Source organism: Paenibacillus sp. 276b (assembly GCF_900107875.1).
Lineage (GTDB): Bacteria > Bacillota > Bacilli > Paenibacillales > Paenibacillaceae > Paenibacillus > Paenibacillus marchantiae.
The window spans coordinates 43,475-59,120 of sequence record NZ_FNRR01000007.1 but is presented as its reverse complement, the minus strand read 5'-3'; the positions used below and the strand labels follow the sequence as shown (position 1 = coordinate 59,120).

At 47.7% G+C, this 15,646-nt stretch carries 19 protein-coding genes; 14 read left to right on the top strand and 5 right to left on the bottom strand.

Annotated elements, in window-relative coordinates; translation table 11 throughout:
• Positions 1–480: 480 nt before the first annotated feature.
• Entirely contained in the window at positions 481–957 is a 477-nt protein-coding gene (locus BLV50_RS25815; RefSeq protein ID WP_024630975.1) for a hypothetical protein, read from the top strand.
• Positions 958–1,180: 223 nt separating this feature from the next.
• On the opposite strand, the gene BLV50_RS25810 is transcribed toward BLV50_RS25815, so the two are convergent.
• Positions 1,181–1,774, bottom strand: coding sequence for a thymidine kinase (locus tag BLV50_RS25810; protein ID WP_024630974.1), 594 nt, complete (start codon positions 1,772–1,774; stop codon positions 1,181–1,183).
• Between the two features lie 184 nt (positions 1,775–1,958).
• On the opposite strand from BLV50_RS25810, the gene BLV50_RS25805 reads away from it, so the two are divergent.
• Positions 1,959–2,171 carry a hypothetical protein gene (locus tag BLV50_RS25805; RefSeq protein WP_063565718.1) on the top strand — a complete coding sequence of 71 codons (213 nt, stop codon included), beginning with the start codon at positions 1,959–1,961 and terminating at the stop codon, positions 2,169–2,171.
• 8 nt (positions 2,172–2,179) lie between these two features.
• Here the strand turns inward: BLV50_RS25805 and BLV50_RS25800 are convergent, their stop codons facing one another.
• Positions 2,180–2,527 carry a potassium channel family protein gene (locus BLV50_RS25800; RefSeq protein ID WP_024630972.1) on the bottom strand — a complete coding sequence of 116 codons (348 nt, stop codon included), beginning with the start codon at positions 2,525–2,527 and terminating at the stop codon, positions 2,180–2,182.
• Between the two features lie 186 nt (positions 2,528–2,713).
• Entirely contained in the window at positions 2,714–3,037 is a 324-nt protein-coding gene (locus tag BLV50_RS25795) for a DUF2627 domain-containing protein (RefSeq protein WP_072735294.1), read from the bottom strand.
• Between the two features lie 244 nt (positions 3,038–3,281).
• Between BLV50_RS25795 and lpdA the strand changes: the two genes are divergently transcribed.
• The 5 genes from lpdA (at position 3,282) to lipB (ending at position 9,240) form a co-directional block, all read left to right on the top strand.
• Positions 3,282–4,706 (top strand): dihydrolipoyl dehydrogenase, encoded by a 1,425-nt coding sequence (gene lpdA / locus BLV50_RS25790; protein WP_063565721.1) that lies wholly within the window; start codon positions 3,282–3,284, stop codon positions 4,704–4,706.
• 139 nt (positions 4,707–4,845) lie between these two features.
• On the top strand, positions 4,846–5,874 hold the full coding sequence (locus BLV50_RS25785; RefSeq protein WP_063565722.1) for a thiamine pyrophosphate-dependent dehydrogenase E1 component subunit alpha: 1,029 nt from the start codon (positions 4,846–4,848) through the stop codon (positions 5,872–5,874).
• Between the two features lie 2 nt (positions 5,875–5,876).
• Positions 5,877–6,863 (top strand): alpha-ketoacid dehydrogenase subunit beta, encoded by a 987-nt coding sequence (locus BLV50_RS25780; RefSeq protein ID WP_024630968.1) that lies wholly within the window; start codon positions 5,877–5,879, stop codon positions 6,861–6,863.
• A gap of 48 nt (positions 6,864–6,911) precedes the next feature.
• A complete protein-coding gene (locus tag BLV50_RS25775; protein WP_090810671.1) occupies positions 6,912–8,366 on the top strand; it encodes a dihydrolipoamide acetyltransferase family protein in 1,455 nt (484 codons plus the stop codon).
• Positions 8,367–8,532: 166 nt separating this feature from the next.
• Positions 8,533–9,240 (top strand): lipoyl(octanoyl) transferase LipB, encoded by a 708-nt coding sequence (lipB, locus tag BLV50_RS25770; RefSeq protein ID WP_090810669.1) that lies wholly within the window; start codon positions 8,533–8,535, stop codon positions 9,238–9,240.
• A gap of 27 nt (positions 9,241–9,267) precedes the next feature.
• Here the strand turns inward: lipB and prli42 are convergent, their stop codons facing one another.
• Positions 9,268–9,369 carry a stressosome-associated protein Prli42 gene (gene prli42, locus BLV50_RS25765; RefSeq protein WP_090810668.1) on the bottom strand — a complete coding sequence of 34 codons (102 nt, stop codon included), beginning with the start codon at positions 9,367–9,369 and terminating at the stop codon, positions 9,268–9,270.
• An 83-nt stretch (positions 9,370–9,452) separates the two neighbouring features.
• Here prli42 and BLV50_RS25760 point away from each other — a divergent pair, with 83 nt between their 5' ends.
• Positions 9,453–10,586, top strand: a complete 1,134-nt coding sequence (locus BLV50_RS25760) for a M20/M25/M40 family metallo-hydrolase (RefSeq protein ID WP_090810666.1) — start codon at positions 9,453–9,455, stop codon at positions 10,584–10,586.
• A 126-nt stretch (positions 10,587–10,712) separates the two neighbouring features.
• On the opposite strand, the gene BLV50_RS25755 is transcribed toward BLV50_RS25760, so the two are convergent.
• Positions 10,713–10,847 (bottom strand): Z-ring formation inhibitor MciZ, encoded by a 135-nt coding sequence (locus BLV50_RS25755; protein ID WP_090810664.1) that lies wholly within the window; start codon positions 10,845–10,847, stop codon positions 10,713–10,715.
• A gap of 121 nt (positions 10,848–10,968) precedes the next feature.
• Between BLV50_RS25755 and BLV50_RS25750 the strand changes: the two genes are divergently transcribed.
• The 6 genes from BLV50_RS25750 (at position 10,969) to BLV50_RS25725 (ending at position 15,521) form a co-directional block, all read left to right on the top strand.
• Positions 10,969–11,544 carry an NUDIX domain-containing protein gene (locus tag BLV50_RS25750; RefSeq protein WP_063565726.1) on the top strand — a complete coding sequence of 192 codons (576 nt, stop codon included), beginning with the start codon at positions 10,969–10,971 and terminating at the stop codon, positions 11,542–11,544.
• Positions 11,544–12,764 carry an endonuclease Q family protein gene (locus tag BLV50_RS25745; RefSeq protein ID WP_371129281.1) on the top strand — a complete coding sequence of 407 codons (1,221 nt, stop codon included), beginning with the start codon at positions 11,544–11,546 and terminating at the stop codon, positions 12,762–12,764. Before BLV50_RS25750 ends, BLV50_RS25745 begins: the two co-directional genes overlap by 1 nt.
• Positions 12,765–12,951: 187 nt before the next feature.
• Positions 12,952–13,581, top strand: a complete 630-nt coding sequence (spoIIM, locus tag BLV50_RS25740) for a stage II sporulation protein M (protein WP_063565728.1) — start codon at positions 12,952–12,954, stop codon at positions 13,579–13,581.
• 108 nt (positions 13,582–13,689) lie between these two features.
• The gene (locus BLV50_RS25735) at positions 13,690–14,157 is read left to right on the top strand and encodes a ferric iron uptake transcriptional regulator (protein WP_063565729.1); all 468 of its coding nucleotides are present in this window, start codon (positions 13,690–13,692) and stop codon (positions 14,155–14,157) included.
• A gap of 157 nt (positions 14,158–14,314) precedes the next feature.
• Entirely contained in the window at positions 14,315–14,557 is a 243-nt protein-coding gene (locus BLV50_RS25730) for a DUF4227 family protein (protein WP_024630960.1), read from the top strand.
• 73 nt (positions 14,558–14,630) lie between these two features.
• Entirely contained in the window at positions 14,631–15,521 is an 891-nt protein-coding gene (locus BLV50_RS25725) for a tyrosine recombinase (RefSeq protein WP_064636791.1), read from the top strand.
• Positions 15,522–15,646: the final 125 nt, after the last annotated feature.

Genomic DNA, 15,646 nt, shown 5'->3' with positions numbered 1-15,646 from the left:
TTTTTTTTTGTATGCGTAGAGATCAAAAACAGGAAAAAGGCTCAAAACGTCGAATAGATTATGAGATAGGCATGCACAACTTGGAATCGTATACATAACCAATGCAGGATCAATTTTTGCCCAAGCATAAGCAATGCACCCCTTAGAAGGCAAACAAGGAAGAGAGAGAAAGAGATGAAATGGCTGAACTTTGTGCGCAGGTTCAAATCAAACTCAAACGTAGTAAACCTATCCGATTACACACCCAGGAAGGAAAGGAGGCAATATTGTTCTATCTGTAGTAAAAAAGTGAAGTCCATCGTGCATTATGCGACTTCCCAGGGAAATGTTGCAGGTGTATGCAGTTCTTGTAAATCGGTGGCGGAACATCGAGGAATGTTACCCATTTAATAAGGAAGAGATACGCTCAGGAAATAACATTGCTTTGATTTATGAGCGTTTTTGTAGTACATTAGCAAATGTATTCGAAGGAGGATTCTAATGTACTCAGGTAGACAAGACGATACTTTATACATCATGACCTACACCTTAAACAGCGGTATCAAGGGTACGGTTCCACTGTCAAATAAGCAGATTATTGAGTGGCTGGATTGCTACAGAAATGAGAAGCGCTTCGTGACCGAAATCGGCAAGGAGTTTTTTGGATTGAATGCAGGATTGGTAGCAGATTTTAAAGTTCAGAATCATTTATCGGATTATCAGCAGACAATTATGCCTACACAGCAGCAGGATAACATGGAACGTTTGTCCAGCGCATATAAATCAACCGAGTTATTAATGAAGATTGATTGTAAATGTGGCACGGCATATGTTACGGAGTCTCCATATAAGCGCACCAAATGGTATTGCACCAAGTGCAAAGAGATTGTATTTTTGGATGCCAAAAAAGGAATGGTAGAAACGTCGCGTGGCGACGCTTACTACATGACCAACAAATATTTTGTTTCCCGGGACTAGCGGGAGATGACGAATGGGAAGCATCGCTGTGAGGCGGTGCTTTTTTGTGTGCAAAGAAAGAGCAAATGACCGAGTTAAGCAGAGGTATATTAAGGGTATGCTGGTAAAAAGGAGTTATAATAAAAAAAGCCCTCGGGGGCTTTTTTTGAAATCTCAGGAAACCTGTAGCAGTAGATACCGCCGATCAGAACCTATAGATTAATCATGGAAAAGCTGATTCAGCTCAGCATTCAACTTTGTGAGGAGGAATGAAGCAGCAGCGACAGCGCGGCTCGTAAGCTTCTGAATCGCCAATCATGACGACAGGACCAAGCGTTACAGGCTCTCCATTAACGATACGCTGGGTGAAAGCCGCATCCGGGCTTCCGCATACGGCACAGAATGCCGACAGTTTCTCAATATCATCCGCCATAGCGAGCAAACCGCCTACATATCCAAATTCCTTGCCACGGTAATCCATATTCAGTCCATCCACAATGACGTGTTTGCCACAGTAGGCTAGCTCGGAGACCAGTTCCATGATGGCACTGCTGAAGAATTGTACTTCATCAAATGCAACAACATCGGCATCTTTGGTCTGAGTCAGGATCATCTCTACGGATTCCGGGGTCAATTGCCGGGGAATGGAATGGGCAGGCAGACGATAGCCGATACGGCTAACGATCTCGTCTTGAGCAAACCGATCATCTTCGGCAGGTTTGTAAGCAACGACCTTTTTACGGCCAAATTGAATTAATTTCTGACAACGGCGAATGAGTTCACCGGATTTTTCACTAAACATAGGTCCTGTAATTACGGTAATTCGTCCTGTTTGCACAGTTCTGCTACTCCTCTCACATACGGGATTCAACAAAAAAAAGCGACCATTACAGAGTACCACAAAATCTTTAGTAAGAGCCAGAACTAATCTGAGCAGCTTTGTGTTACTATATGGATTGTTAAGCTGTTGGTTACGGCAGTGTAATGCATAAGCCAGGAGCGATTGAAAAGAGGTGTTAACGATGAGTGAAGCATTATCCGAATTACAAGAGCGATATGAACATTTGAAAGGACAGTCAGTCCTTGACGAAGCTGCGCAGGCGTTGTTTGCAGACTTGTTCGCTGAAGCGGAGCGGCTGCAAGCCAGTAATCTGACGTTGCGCAGAACGATTCTGAAGTCCTCTTCCAAAGAGTCGCGTATGTCTACCAAGCTGCGGGATGCATTATACGAATAACCCGGAGTCTACTCCGGGTTCTCTTCTGTCTGCAATTTGCGGGGAAATAGAATACCTGCTGTAATTCTGGCAATCATGGCGAAGGTGAGGCCGATACCTGCGAACATATAGATGACTGTAAAAGCCTTGCCGAAACCGGTCGATGGTACAAAATCCGGATGTCCCACCGTCGTTAGAGTTACTGCGCAGAAATAGAGGGCATCAATCCAGTGCAGACCTTCAACGCGAGTATAGAATAACGTGCCCGAGAGAAGTGTCGCCGCAGTTAATACAAACAGAGCCAGGAACTTCTGGTCCTTGAAGGCATGGAAAATGCCTTTAAGCAATCTTTTTAGCGTAATGATAAACGAGACCATCTTGAACCATCCTGTCTATAGAAGAGTGGGCATTGTGCATATTCAAGATGCTAACATTGAATTTATGCAAAATACCTGTTTGAATAAATAAGCATTATACCTGAACAAGTAACGCATATAAAGGCAGATGTAAAGTTCGGATGTTGAAATGTTGCGGAGCCAGAAAAAATGACAAAAAGCCCGGACTCAGGAAGTCGTACCGGGCGTCTCTGCTTTGTCGGCTGAGGGTGCGTTTTTTGAACGAAAACGGGGTCCTACATAATTACGCTTGCGGTCACGGAACAGAATCCAACCTCCCAGAAAACTCATGCCTGCGGCGAACAGGACAAGTCCTCCACCAAAGGAGAGCCATTGAAATCCTGGTGAGATCTGCTCGTTCCCATGCTCGGCATAATACAGGAAAAGGGCGTCCTTCATCATTAGAAAACCTTTCATTGCCATTAACCCGGGAATGACCAGAACAATAATCGCCACAAATCGTGCAAAGACCAGTCTAGTATTCATCACCATTAAACTCCTTCTGCCTGAGGTTGACGTAAAATAAAGGTTGCGCTTACAGGTCATACCTGATTCCATCATAGCTTGGTTTTCAGAAGCTGTCCATGCGTTTCAGGGTCAAATTTTGAGTTGACTGCTCAAGGGGAGTACAATGGAATATAGATAACGTCTATGAAAAAGAGAATCATTCGAATCATCATCTTACAAATATATTGAAATTGTATTGAAATTATATGGATAGAGGAGAACATTTAAGATGCCAATTACATGTGATGTTGCCATTCTTGGAGGAGGAACGGGAGGGTACGTTGCTGCCATCCGTGCCGCACAGTTAGGAAAACAGGTTGTTATTATCGAGAAGGATAAGCTGGGGGGCACTTGTCTGCATCGTGGCTGTATTCCGAGCAAGGCATTGCTGCGAAGTGCGGAAGTGTACGCAGAGATCCAAGAGAGCGAAATGTATGGGATTGAAACAGCTGGAGCAACACTTGTATTTCCGAAGGTTCAGGCGCGCAAGGATGCAATTGTGGAGCAGCTTCATCAAGGTGTGCAGTATTTAATGAAAAAAAATAAAATTCAGGTCGTACACGCCAAAGGGCGCGTGATCGGACCTTCCATTTTCTCCCCTCAGAGCGGTGCAGTGGCTGTCGAGTTTGAAGATGGCGAGATGGATACGGTTGTGCCAACCAACCTCATTATTGCTACCGGGTCTCGCCCACGGGTGCTGCCAGGTCTTGAGCCAGACGGCCGGTACATCATGAGCAGTGATGAGGCTTTGCGAATGGACGAATTACCTGCATCCCTGATCATTGTTGGTGGTGGGGTGATTGGCCTCGAATGGGCCTCGATGCTGAATGATTTTGGCGTTGAAATTACAGTTGTTGAAGCCGCTGCTCATGTATTGCCAGCAGAGGATGAAGATGTAGCCAAGGAAATGCAGAGATTGCTTGGGAAACGTGGTGTTCGCTTCCTAACAGGCGCTAGCGTTCTGACAGAGACATATAGCATACAGGAAGACGGTATTCAGATTGATGTCAAGCTGGGGGATGAGAAGCAAGAGACTCTGAAAGCGGACAAGATGCTGGTGTCGGTTGGTCGTCAGGCCAATGTCGAAAATATCGGACTCGAAAATACGGATATCAAACTCGAACGCGGATTTATTGCTGTGAATCAACATTTGCAAACGGGTGAGGGACATATTTATGCAATCGGCGATGTCATCGGCGGATTGCAGCTGGCGCATGCAGCGAGTCATGAAGGCATTTTGGCAGTGAATCATCTGGCGGGTGAAACGGTACATGCCGTCGAATCACATCGAATCCCGCGCTGTGTCTATACTCGTCCGGAAGCAGCGAGTATCGGATTTACGGAGCGCGAGGCCAAAGAGCGTGGTTATGAAGTGAAGACAGGCAAGTTTCCGTTCCAGGCGATTGGAAAATCTTTGGTTCATGGAAGTCGGGATGGATTCGTGAAGGTAATCGCGGATGCCAAGACGAATGATATATTGGGAGTACATATGATCGGTACCCATGTGACGGAACTGATCGCAGAGGCCTCTTTGGCTCAGATGCTGGATGCGACACCTTGGGAAGTGGGACAGACGATTCATCCTCACCCAACATTATCGGAAATCATGGGTGAAGCCATGTTGGCAGTAGACGGAAAATCGATTGGAATGTAAGCCGGACAGGCTTATGAGAAAGGTCCTTTCCTTTTTTGGGCAAATGGGATTATAATAAGGTTAAGTCAAGTCTTAGTACCAGGTTATAAGATCGGGTAGTAAGACGGGCAAAGGCTCTGATTAAAAGGAGGTACCTCATATGAGTTCAAAAGGTACTGCAGACGCGGTCCATCGGCATGAACAGCTGGGACTTAGCGATGGTGAAGTATTGGATATGTACAAATACATGCTGCTCGCACGCAAGTTTGACGAGCGTTGCTTGCTCTTACAGCGGGCCGGCAAAATTAACTTTCACGTATCCGGTGTAGGACAGGAAGCTGCGCAAGTAGGCGCTGCATTCGGTCTGGACCGGGATCACGATTATTATTTACCGTATTACCGCGATTATGGCTTTGTACTGGCAGTTGGCATGACTCCACGTGAGCTGATGCTGTCTGCTTTTGCGAAGGCGGAAGATCCGAATAGTGGCGGACGGCAAATGCCGGGTCACTTCGGTCACAAAAAGCTGCGCATTGTAACGGGCTCCAGTCCGGTTACGACACAGGTTCCGCACGCTGTAGGGTTTGCACTGGCTGCCAAAATGAAGAAGCAAGAATTCGTTTCTTTTGTAACTTTTGGCGAAGGGTCAAGCAACCAGGGAGATTTCCACGAAGGTGCCAATTTCGCAGGTGTTCATAAACTTCCTGTGATCATTATGTGTGAGAACAATCAGTATGCCATCTCGGTGCCAATTCATAAGCAGCTGAGTGGTAAAATATCAGATCGTGCACTTGGTTACGGGTTCCCCGGACTGCGAGTAGACGGAAACGATGCGCTGGAAGTATACGGTGCAGTCAAAGAAGCTCGTCGCCGCGCAATCGCTGGTGAAGGACCAACACTTATTGAAGCAATGATGTATCGTTTATCTCCACACTCCACTTCGGACAATGATCTGGCATACCGGACCAAGGAAGAGGTTGAAGAGAACTGGAAGAAGGACGGCGTGCTTCGCATGAAGAACTATCTCATCGATTGCGGCATCTGGGATGAAGCCCGGGATGCGGATCTGGCTTCCCAGCTTGCGCTGGAAATGAAAGAAGCGACTGAATACGCAGACAACGCGCCATATCCGAAACCTGAGGACACTCTGACGCACGTTTATGCGGACAGCGAAGAAGGGGGACGGTAAGTATGGCGGTTATGGAATATATTGATGCAATCCGTCTCGCGATGAAAGAAGAGATGGAGCGGGATGAAAATGTCTTTATCCTTGGTGAAGATGTCGGGGTTAAAGGCGGTGTGTTCACTACAACCAAAGGATTGCAGGATCAGTTCGGCGAAATGCGTGTCATGGACACACCATTGTCCGAATCAGCCATTGCAGGTGTAGCCATTGGTGCAGCGATGTATGGCATGAAACCTATTGCCGAGATGCAATATTCGGATTTTATGTTGCCTGCAACAAATCAGATTATTAGTGAAGCGGCCAAAATTCGCTATCGCTCCAACAATGACTGGAGTTGCCCGATTGTTATTCGTGCGCCTATTGGCGGCGGTATTTTTGGTGGGCTGTATCACTCCCAATGTCCTGAATCGATCTTTTTTGGTACACCAGGTCTGAAAATTATAGCTCCGTACTCGGCATACGATGCAAAGGGACTGCTCAAAGCAGCTATTCGCGACCCGGACCCGGTTCTCTTTTTTGAAAACAAAAAATGCTACAAGCTGATTAAGGAAGATGTGCCAGAGGATGATTACATCGTTCCAATCGGTAAAGCTAACGTGCTTCGCGAAGGAGCAGATATTACGGTTATCGGTTATAGCCAACCACTTCATTTTGTCATGCAGGCTGCTGAGGAGCTGGAGCGTGAGGAAGGCATTACTGCCCATGTACTGGATTTGCGTACATTGCAGCCACTTGATCGCGAAGCCATCATTGCATCCGCTCGTCTGACAGGCAAAGTGCTGATTGTGCATGAAGATAATAAAACCGGTGGTGTAGGAGCCGAAGTGGCGGCTATCATCAGTGAAGAATGCCTGTTCGAACTGGATGCGCCGATTCAGCGTCTCTGCGGACCGGATGTACCGGCAATGCCGATTAGCCCAACATTGGAGAAATTCTATATGCTGAGTAAGGATAAAGCCAAGGAAGCGATGCGTACGCTCGCGGAGTATTAATTCTTATAGTGAGATAGTTTAAAAGCAAAGTTTGGAGTGATATAACAAATGAGTATGAAATGGATCGAGGTCATTATGCCGCAGCTGGCGGAATCGCTGGTCTCGGCTACCATTGCCAAATGGTTGAAAAAACCGGGTGACCGGGTTGAACAATACGAACCGATCTGTGAAGTGATTACGGATAAAGTCAATGCAGAGATTCCATCAACCGTTGATGGAATTATGGGTGACCTGTTGGTCGAAGAAGGTACAACCATTGCGGTTGGCGAAGCCATCTGTCGCATGCAGGTAGCTGCTTCTGATGAAGAAGCAGCAGAGCAAGTAACGCATGCTTCGCAGCAACACAATGGTGATCATGTTCATGCACAACAAAGTGCGAACTACGTACCTGCTGCTGGTGCAGCGAGTACAACAGGTCATAATCCCAATCAGCCGATGCGTAACCGCTATTCTCCTGCGGTTCAATCCCTGGCAGCTGAACATGGTCTGAACTTGCAGAGCATTCAGGGCACAGGAGCAGGTGGTCGGATTACACGTAAGGATGTACTGGCAGTGATTGCACAGGGCGGAAACGCGGGCGCAGCGTCTGCACAGTCTTCTACTGTAGCAGGACAGCAGGTCTCTTCGGGAGCACCTTCTGGTTCTCCTTTCAGCGGATTGAATCGGGGGAATGCAGACTTGGGCGCATCTGCGGGAGAAACCGTTCCAGCAGCCGACGCAGGCGTTCCTGTGAGACATTCCGGCATACATCTGACCGAAAGTCCGAAAATTCCGCAAATCGAAGTAGAGGGTGGCGGACAGGGAAGATCCGAATACTTCATCGACGTTACTCCTGTTCGCAATGCCATTGCTCGTAATATGCGTCAAAGCGTATCAGAAATCCCGCACGCGTGGACGATGATCGAAGTGGATGTGACGAATCTGGTGATGCTGCGCAACAAACTCAAGGATGAGTTCAAGCGCAAAGAAGGCATCAACCTGACATACTTGTCCTTCATGATGAAGGGGGTCGTTAATGCGATTAAAGACTACCCGATCATGAACTCGGTATGGGCTGTTGACAAAATTATTGTCAAACGGGATATCAACCTGTCGATGGCAGTGGGTACAGAAGACTCTGTACTGACACCGGTAATTAAACATGCGGATCAGCGCAACATCGCTGGCCTGGCTCGTGAAATTGATGAGCTAGCACGTAAAACACGTGAAGGCACTCTAAAGCTGGACCATATGCAGGGCGGTACGTTCACGGTTAACAATACGGGGTCATTTGGTTCGATTCTGTCGCAACCTATTATTAACTACCCACAGGCGGCGATTCTTACCTTTGAGTCGATCGTTAAGAAACCTGTGGTCATCAATGACATGATTGCTGTCCGTTCCATGGCGAACCTCTGTCTTTCCCTGGATCATCGTATTCTGGATGGGGTCATCAGCGGACGTTTCCTGCAACGTGTAAAAGAGAATCTTGAAGGATACACCATGGAATCGAAAGTGTATTAAGAGAGAGCAAGTGCATCATTTCAATGAGTTACTAATGATGCCAAGCGCTGAATAGATGGATAATGGGAAAGTGTATGTGCCAATGGCCGTGCACTTTTCCCGTTTTCTTCAATAGAATGCTCATCATTATACAATGAACATTGAAACAGAAGGGTGTGGGGGAATCATGAGCAAGCCGCTGGATGCTATGTACATACCGATGCTTGATTATGAAGAGGCTTGGAACCGCCAGAAAGCGATTGTGCAGCAACTGGATGAGGGAGAAGGAGCGGAGCAGATGCTGTTGCTCCAGCATCCGCCGACGTATACGATCGGTTCACAGAATCACCCGGAGCACCTGCTTCTCAGTGAAGACGAACTGCGGGAGCAAGGTATCTCCTTGTTTCAAATTGACCGGGGCGGTGATATTACTTATCATGGCCCTGGCCAGTTGGTAGGTTACCCGTTACTTGTTCTTGGACGGGATGAAGCCTTGGATTTACATGGCTATTTACGTCGCCTAGAGCAGATGATTATTGATTACCTGGCTGATCAGGGTATTGAAGCGGGACGCAAAGAGGCTTACACAGGTGTATGGATCGGAGATTTGAAAATTGCCGCCATCGGCGTAAAGTTCAATCGTTGTAAACACCGGCGCGGCTTCGTGACGAGTCACGGATTTGCTTTTAATATCACCTCAGGCATTCAGCAAGCAGGCTTTCAGGGTATTGTTCCTTGCGGGATTGAGCAGTATGGTGTGACCTCGTTGGAGGATATTACAGGCAAGACCTACACTGTGGAACAAGTTGCGCAGGATATCGTTCCATACTTTAACCGGATTTTCCCGTATGAGATTACCTGGATTACAGAAAAAGAAGCCCTTCCCCGTCTGTAAATCAGACAGTCAAAAGGCTTCAGGTTTCTATCCGAACAATAAAGGTTCGAGCGCAATGAAAAGGGTGGACCCAATCATGGCGAGCAGCATGAGATAGATAATGATGCGGAACCATTTCTTTTTTTGCATGATGAGAGAACTCCTTTCAACAAATGAATAAACAGACCATAGTAATTGTATTGTACCGCATCGAAGAAAGGTAGGAAAGTCCTATGATAAAACAGCAGCGTGTTATTGATCAATTTATGGAATTGGTGCAGATTGATAGTGAAACAACCCATGAACAGAATATATCAAAAGTGTTAAAAGAACAGTTTACTCAGCTGGGCCTCAGCGTGTATGAGGACGACACCATGGAGAAAACCGGACATGGCGCTGGTAATCTCGTGATTACCTGGGAAGCAGAGGGTGCGGAAGAAGCAGCCCCAATCTTTTTCACATGTCATATGGATACCGTAACGCCTGGACAAGGAATTAAACCTGAGCTGGGTGAAGACGGTTGGATCCGCAGTGACGGCACGACGATTCTGGGTGCAGATGACAAGGCAGGGATTGCTGCTCTGTTTGAAGCGATTCGAGCTATTCAAGAGAACAACCTTCCACATGGAAAAATTCAATTTGTGATTACCGTAGGTGAAGAGTCGGGTCTGGTTGGTGCACGTGCAATGAATCCGAAGGATATTGAAGCCGAGTTCGGTTATGCCCTGGATTCCAACGGAGCTGTGGGTACAATCTGTGTGGCTGCTCCGGCCAGAGCGGAAATTCAGATGAAGATCTATGGGAAATCCGCACATGCGGGCGTGAATCCGGAAGACGGCATCAGTGCCATCCAAGTGGCGGCCAAAGCAATTGCAGCGATGAAGCTGGGACGAATTGATGATGAGACTACGGCGAACATCGGCAAATTCCAGGGCGGATCAGCACTGAACGTCGTCTGCGATTTTGTGCAGATTGAGGCTGAGGCACGCAGTATTGTGCAGGAGAAGGTAGAACTTCAAGTGGCCCAGATGCGTGAAGCACTGGAAACGACATGCCGCAAATATGGTGCAACCGCTGAGTTCCGCAGTGAGATCCTGTATCCTGCTTTTGGCTTCCATGATGAACACGAGGTTGTTCAGCTTGCACAGCGTGCCATTCGGAGCCTGGGGCTGGAAACTAGCACGTTTGCATCCGGTGGTGGCAGTGATGCCAACATCTTCAATGGGTTCAACATACCCACGGTCAACCTGGCTGTAGGCTATGAGGACATCCATACGACGAAAGAACGCATCCGTGCCGAGGATATTGTGAAACTATCTGAAGTGGTTGTAGCTATTATTCAGGAAACGGCTGCAAATAAAAAGTAATCCAAAGAGACTGAGGGTGAAACTCCCCGTGCTTCAACTGAAAAGTCCGAATCCGGTACAAACCGAGTTCGGACTTTTTGGCAAAACCATGTTATATTTCATGGGTATTGCAGACCAAGAACAGTATCATTTACGTCCAGCGAGCATATCGATTAATTTGGCATCTGGACCCCACTCACGCACCCATTGTTTGAGTATGAGCTGGACTTGTCTGGCTTGTCCGACCACGTGTACGGATTGCGGTGTTAAATAACTGTTCATTGGTTGTCCCCCTGATTCGCTATATTTGTTTGAAATCGCTATAAGCTCACCATATGCCAAAAAACAGAGGTTTATACGTATAAAGAGAACCAAAATTCGAAGAAGTGGAGTTGAAGAACAGATGAACCCAACCAATCATAAGCATTCTGCCAATCCAAAACTTGACGAAGAGACGATATCGACAAAGCCCATCTTCGAGGGCAAAGTCATTTCTCTTCAGGTCGACACGGTCAAGCTGCCTAACGGTCAGACTGCTACACGTGAGATCATCCGTCACCCTGGAGCGGTAGCTGTCCTCGCTCTGAATGGCGATCGTATGCTGGTCGTTGATCAGTATCGTCAGGCCATGGGACGTACGGAAGTTGAGATTCCGGCAGGCAAACTGGACCCGGGAGAAGAACCTGAAGTGGCAGCAGCGCGTGAATTGCGCGAAGAGACTGGTTATGTAGCTAAATCATTGCGGCATCTGCGTTCGTTTTATACTTCGCCAGGATTCGCGGATGAGATCATCCATCTGTACATCGCCGAGGAACTCGAAGCAGGAGACATGGCTTTGGACGAAGATGAATTTCTTGAAGTGTCCGAGATTACAATTGAAGAGGCTTATCAGTTGATGGATCAGAATCGCATCAGTGATGCCAAAACGATGATGGCTGTGTATGCATGGGATCTTTACAGAACAACAGGACGGTTTTAATGATGAATGAGCAACAGGCAGCGTCTGCAGGGTGGGAACCTTGTTATGCAGACCTCCATATTCACATTGGACGAACTTCGCGCGGTGAAGCTGTTAAAATCAGTGGCAGCCGTGATCTGACATTCGAGAACATTGCTAGAGAAGCCTCGGATCGCAAAGGAATCCATCTACTCGGCGTCATTGATTGCCACTCTCCGGTTGTACAGATGGACATCGAACAGCTGCTTGAGAACGGCACGATGTCCGAGCTTGAGGGAGGGGGCATTGCGTATCAGGACACAACTATCCTGCTGGGTACGGAATTGGAGCTGCGCGAGCCAGGGATGCGGGAGTTTCATATGCTGGCCTACTTCCGTGATCTGAAAACCATGAAGTCCTTCACGGACTGGATGAAACGTTATATGAAAAATGTAAACCTGAGTTCACAGCGGGTATATGTACCCGCGCTTGAGATGCAGGCCGAGATTAAGGCGCGTGGCGGGCTCATTGTGCCAGCGCATGCGTTTACCCCGCATAAAGGCATATATGGCAGCACAGCCCCTCGTATGGCTGATGTGCTGGATACTAGCCTGATCGATGCGGTTGAGCTTGGGCTAAGCTCCGATTCATCCATGGCCAGTTATATTCGGGAATTGGATCAGGTTCCCTTTCTGACCAACTCGGATGCTCATTCTCTGGGCAAGATTGGACGAGAGTACAACGAGTTGCAACTCGCGAAGCCTTCCTTTGACGAATTCAGCATGGCACTTAAAGGACAGGCAGGCAGAAGCATTACAGCCAACTACGGTTTGGATCCGAGACTTGGCAAATACCACCGTACCTACTGTGCCTCCTGTGGGAGCATTATGGACGAGCATGCGATGTCGGCAGAACGCTGTCCACACTGTGGCAGTGTGAAGCTTGTGCAGGGTGTACTGGATCGTATACTGGCAATCGCTGACCGAGAAAGTCCGCATGTTCCAGCAAACCGACCTGCTTATCACTATCAGGTACCGTTGGAATTCATCCCGGGTTTGGGGAAAGCCAAACTGCGCCAGCTGCTGGACCGCTTTGGTACGGAAATGAACGTATTACATCGTACAAGCGAGGATGAACTTGCAGAGGTTGTTGGACCGGTTCTCGCAGGTCTTATCGTTGCAGCGCGGGATGGTCAACTCGAATTGTCATCTGGTGGTGGGGGCACTTACGGAAAGGTGTCCAGCAAGGAAAGATCAGAGTAGATCAGTTTGCGGTATGCGAATAAAGTGAGTTAGCATCATTTGGTGCGGGAATGGCATTTTGTCATGGAGAAGAAATCTGATTCTGGACAAGAAGTCATACGTGTGCATTCCGGTTCATAAGAATGACTATGAGGATTTCACTCGACATCCTTGCAGCATGATAACCGGAAAGGGGACTCGTACCTGTATGCGTTCTGCCTACTTCACATTCAAAGGCCAAACCTCTTTATATGTATTCGTGGCTGTCTTGTTTCTGGTGGGTGTCATTTTTGGCGCCCTGATGGTTAATGCCCTATCCCTTGAACAGCGCCAGGATCTGGAGGGATACCTCGGTAACTTCTTCATGACGGTACAGCACAGCGGACAGGTGACTGAGACCGGAACCTATTGGGACATTGCTATGCTTCATCTAAAGTGGGTTGGCCTGATCTTCATTCTGGGTTTATCGGTCATCGGCCTGCCGGGCATATTGGTTCTAGATTTTCTGAAAGGGGTGCTCATTGGTTTTACAGTGGGTTACCTTGTCGGACAGTATTCATGGAAAGGGCTGTTATTTGCCCTGGTTTCCGTTGCGCCTCATAATTTATTCGTGATTCCGGTACTGCTCATTTGCAGTGTGTCAGCCATGACCTTTTCCTTATATATTATTCGGAACCGTGTTCTGATGCAGCGGACGCCAGGCCGTCAGAGGCCTTTTGCTTCATATATGGTGTTAACTCTCGTTATGGCAGCACTGCTGTTAGGGGTTGCGTCATTTGAAACATGGGTTACACCTGCGATGATGCGCTGGGTCACACCGATGCTACTACCCGCTTAGCTTTACGCGTGATAGTGTAAAATGTTGACTTTAATTATGTACTCCCCCTATAATGAAAGAAGTGGGTTAAGTTGCAGTGTGCAGTGATTTCCTAGGGGGAGGGAGAAAATGGAAGCACGGATCGATAAAATTAAGCAGCAACTACAGTCCCAAGGATATAAATTAACGCCCCAGCGGGAAGCCACCTTAAGAGTACTTCTTGAGAATGAAGAAGATCATCTGAGCGCAGAAGACGTATTCATGCTCGTGAAAGAAAAGGCTCCCGAAATCGGTCTCGCAACCGTGTACCGTACCCTCGAACTGCTGAGTGAGCTGCATGTTGTAGAGAAAATCAACTTCGGCGACGGTGTAGCGCGTTATGATCTACGCGGAGATACATCCAAGCATCACCATCATCACTTAATCTGTGTTCAATGCGGAAGTATGGATGAAATACGTGAAGACTGGCTTGGACCGCTTGAAGAGCGACTGGAGCGGGAATTTAACTTTTCGGTAGTAGATCACCGACTGGATTTCCATGGGATTTGTTACCGTTGCAAAGCTAAAAATGACCAGAAGCCCAAAGATGAAGAATAACATAGCATATCTTCAAGCTCTCACCGGCGGTTTTGACGGGGGAGCTTTTTTTGTCCAGCGTGTGATGTGAGGTTTACCCTGAATGTCATATTCCTGTGTTCGTTAACATACCCTGATTCTAGACGAGTCGGATTCGAACCAGAAAGGGGTACAACCCATGATTATATCGCTGCGGAGAGGGCTCCGTTTTATTCGATTTATCGTATTTTTTGCTGCATTAGTTTATCTGTTCTATCATGTCCTGGATTTGTTCAACGGATGGATCTCACCTGTGGACCAATATCAGATGCCAACAGGAAATGCGGTTAAAGTATTTCAGGAAACGGTTTGGCCAAGTAACGGGGAAGGACGTCCTACAATGGCAGAGCGTCTCCGTTTATTCTATTGGTACGGAGAGTAGCTGGACAGCCAGGGATGCAAATACGGAAGCAGGTTGCCCGTGTGGCAGTCCTGTCAGATGAGGAGCGTTGTGCATGAAGCAGACGATACACGCCTATGCCTTATACTTGGAAGAGGATAAAGGGATGTCGAGCAGCACGCTGGAATCGTATCTTCGGGACGTGGACAAGTTCATCGAATTTGCGGATAAAGAATACGGTATCCGGGAAGCGGAGCAGGTGCGCCGGACGCATGTTATCCTGTTTGTAGGTCAGCAGAAACAGGCAGGACGTGCGAATGCAACCATTGCCCGCAGCGTTGTATCCCTGCGCTCCTATTTTCATTTTTTGATGCGGCGTGGTGACATATTACAGGACCCTACGTTTGATGTGGAGGCTCCAAAAGCAGACAAGACACCACCGCAGGTGTTAACCATCCAAGAGATCGAATTGCTGCTCGCGTCCCCCGATACCCGTTCACCGCAAGGAGTGCGTGACCGGGCCATGCTGGAGTTATTATATGCGACAGGCATTCGTGTATCCGAACTGATTGCACTGGATGTGCGGGACGTACAGCCAGGCATGCGCTTTATCCGCTGTGGAGGTGCCGGTAAAGAACGAATTTTGCCAATCGGTGCGCCTGCAGCAGAGTGGGCAAGTGTTTATGTGAACGAGTACCGTAACCTGCTAATCAAAAATGAGACGGACGAGCAGGCTCTCTTTGTCAACGTATCCGGTAGACGATTAACCCGGCAAGGCTTCTGGAAGCTGCTCAAAAAAGCAGCGATGGATGCAGGGATCTCGGGTGAAATCACACCACATACGCTGCGTCATTCCTTTGCTGCTCACCTGATTGCCAGTGGGGCAGATACCCGTGCGGTACAGGACATGCTCGGACATGTGGAGCAGCCTGGGCAACAGTATGGGCATCATGGTCGCAAAACGATGAAAGAGATATATGAATCTCATCATCCGCGGGCAAAATAGTTTGTACTTGGATACAAATTTGCAAAAAAAATGCGGAACAATAGTCCGATTTAGGATAAAATAAATTGAACACATTTAAACGCCGTTATACATAAGCGAATGCATCATTTCAGCGTTTAGTTTCC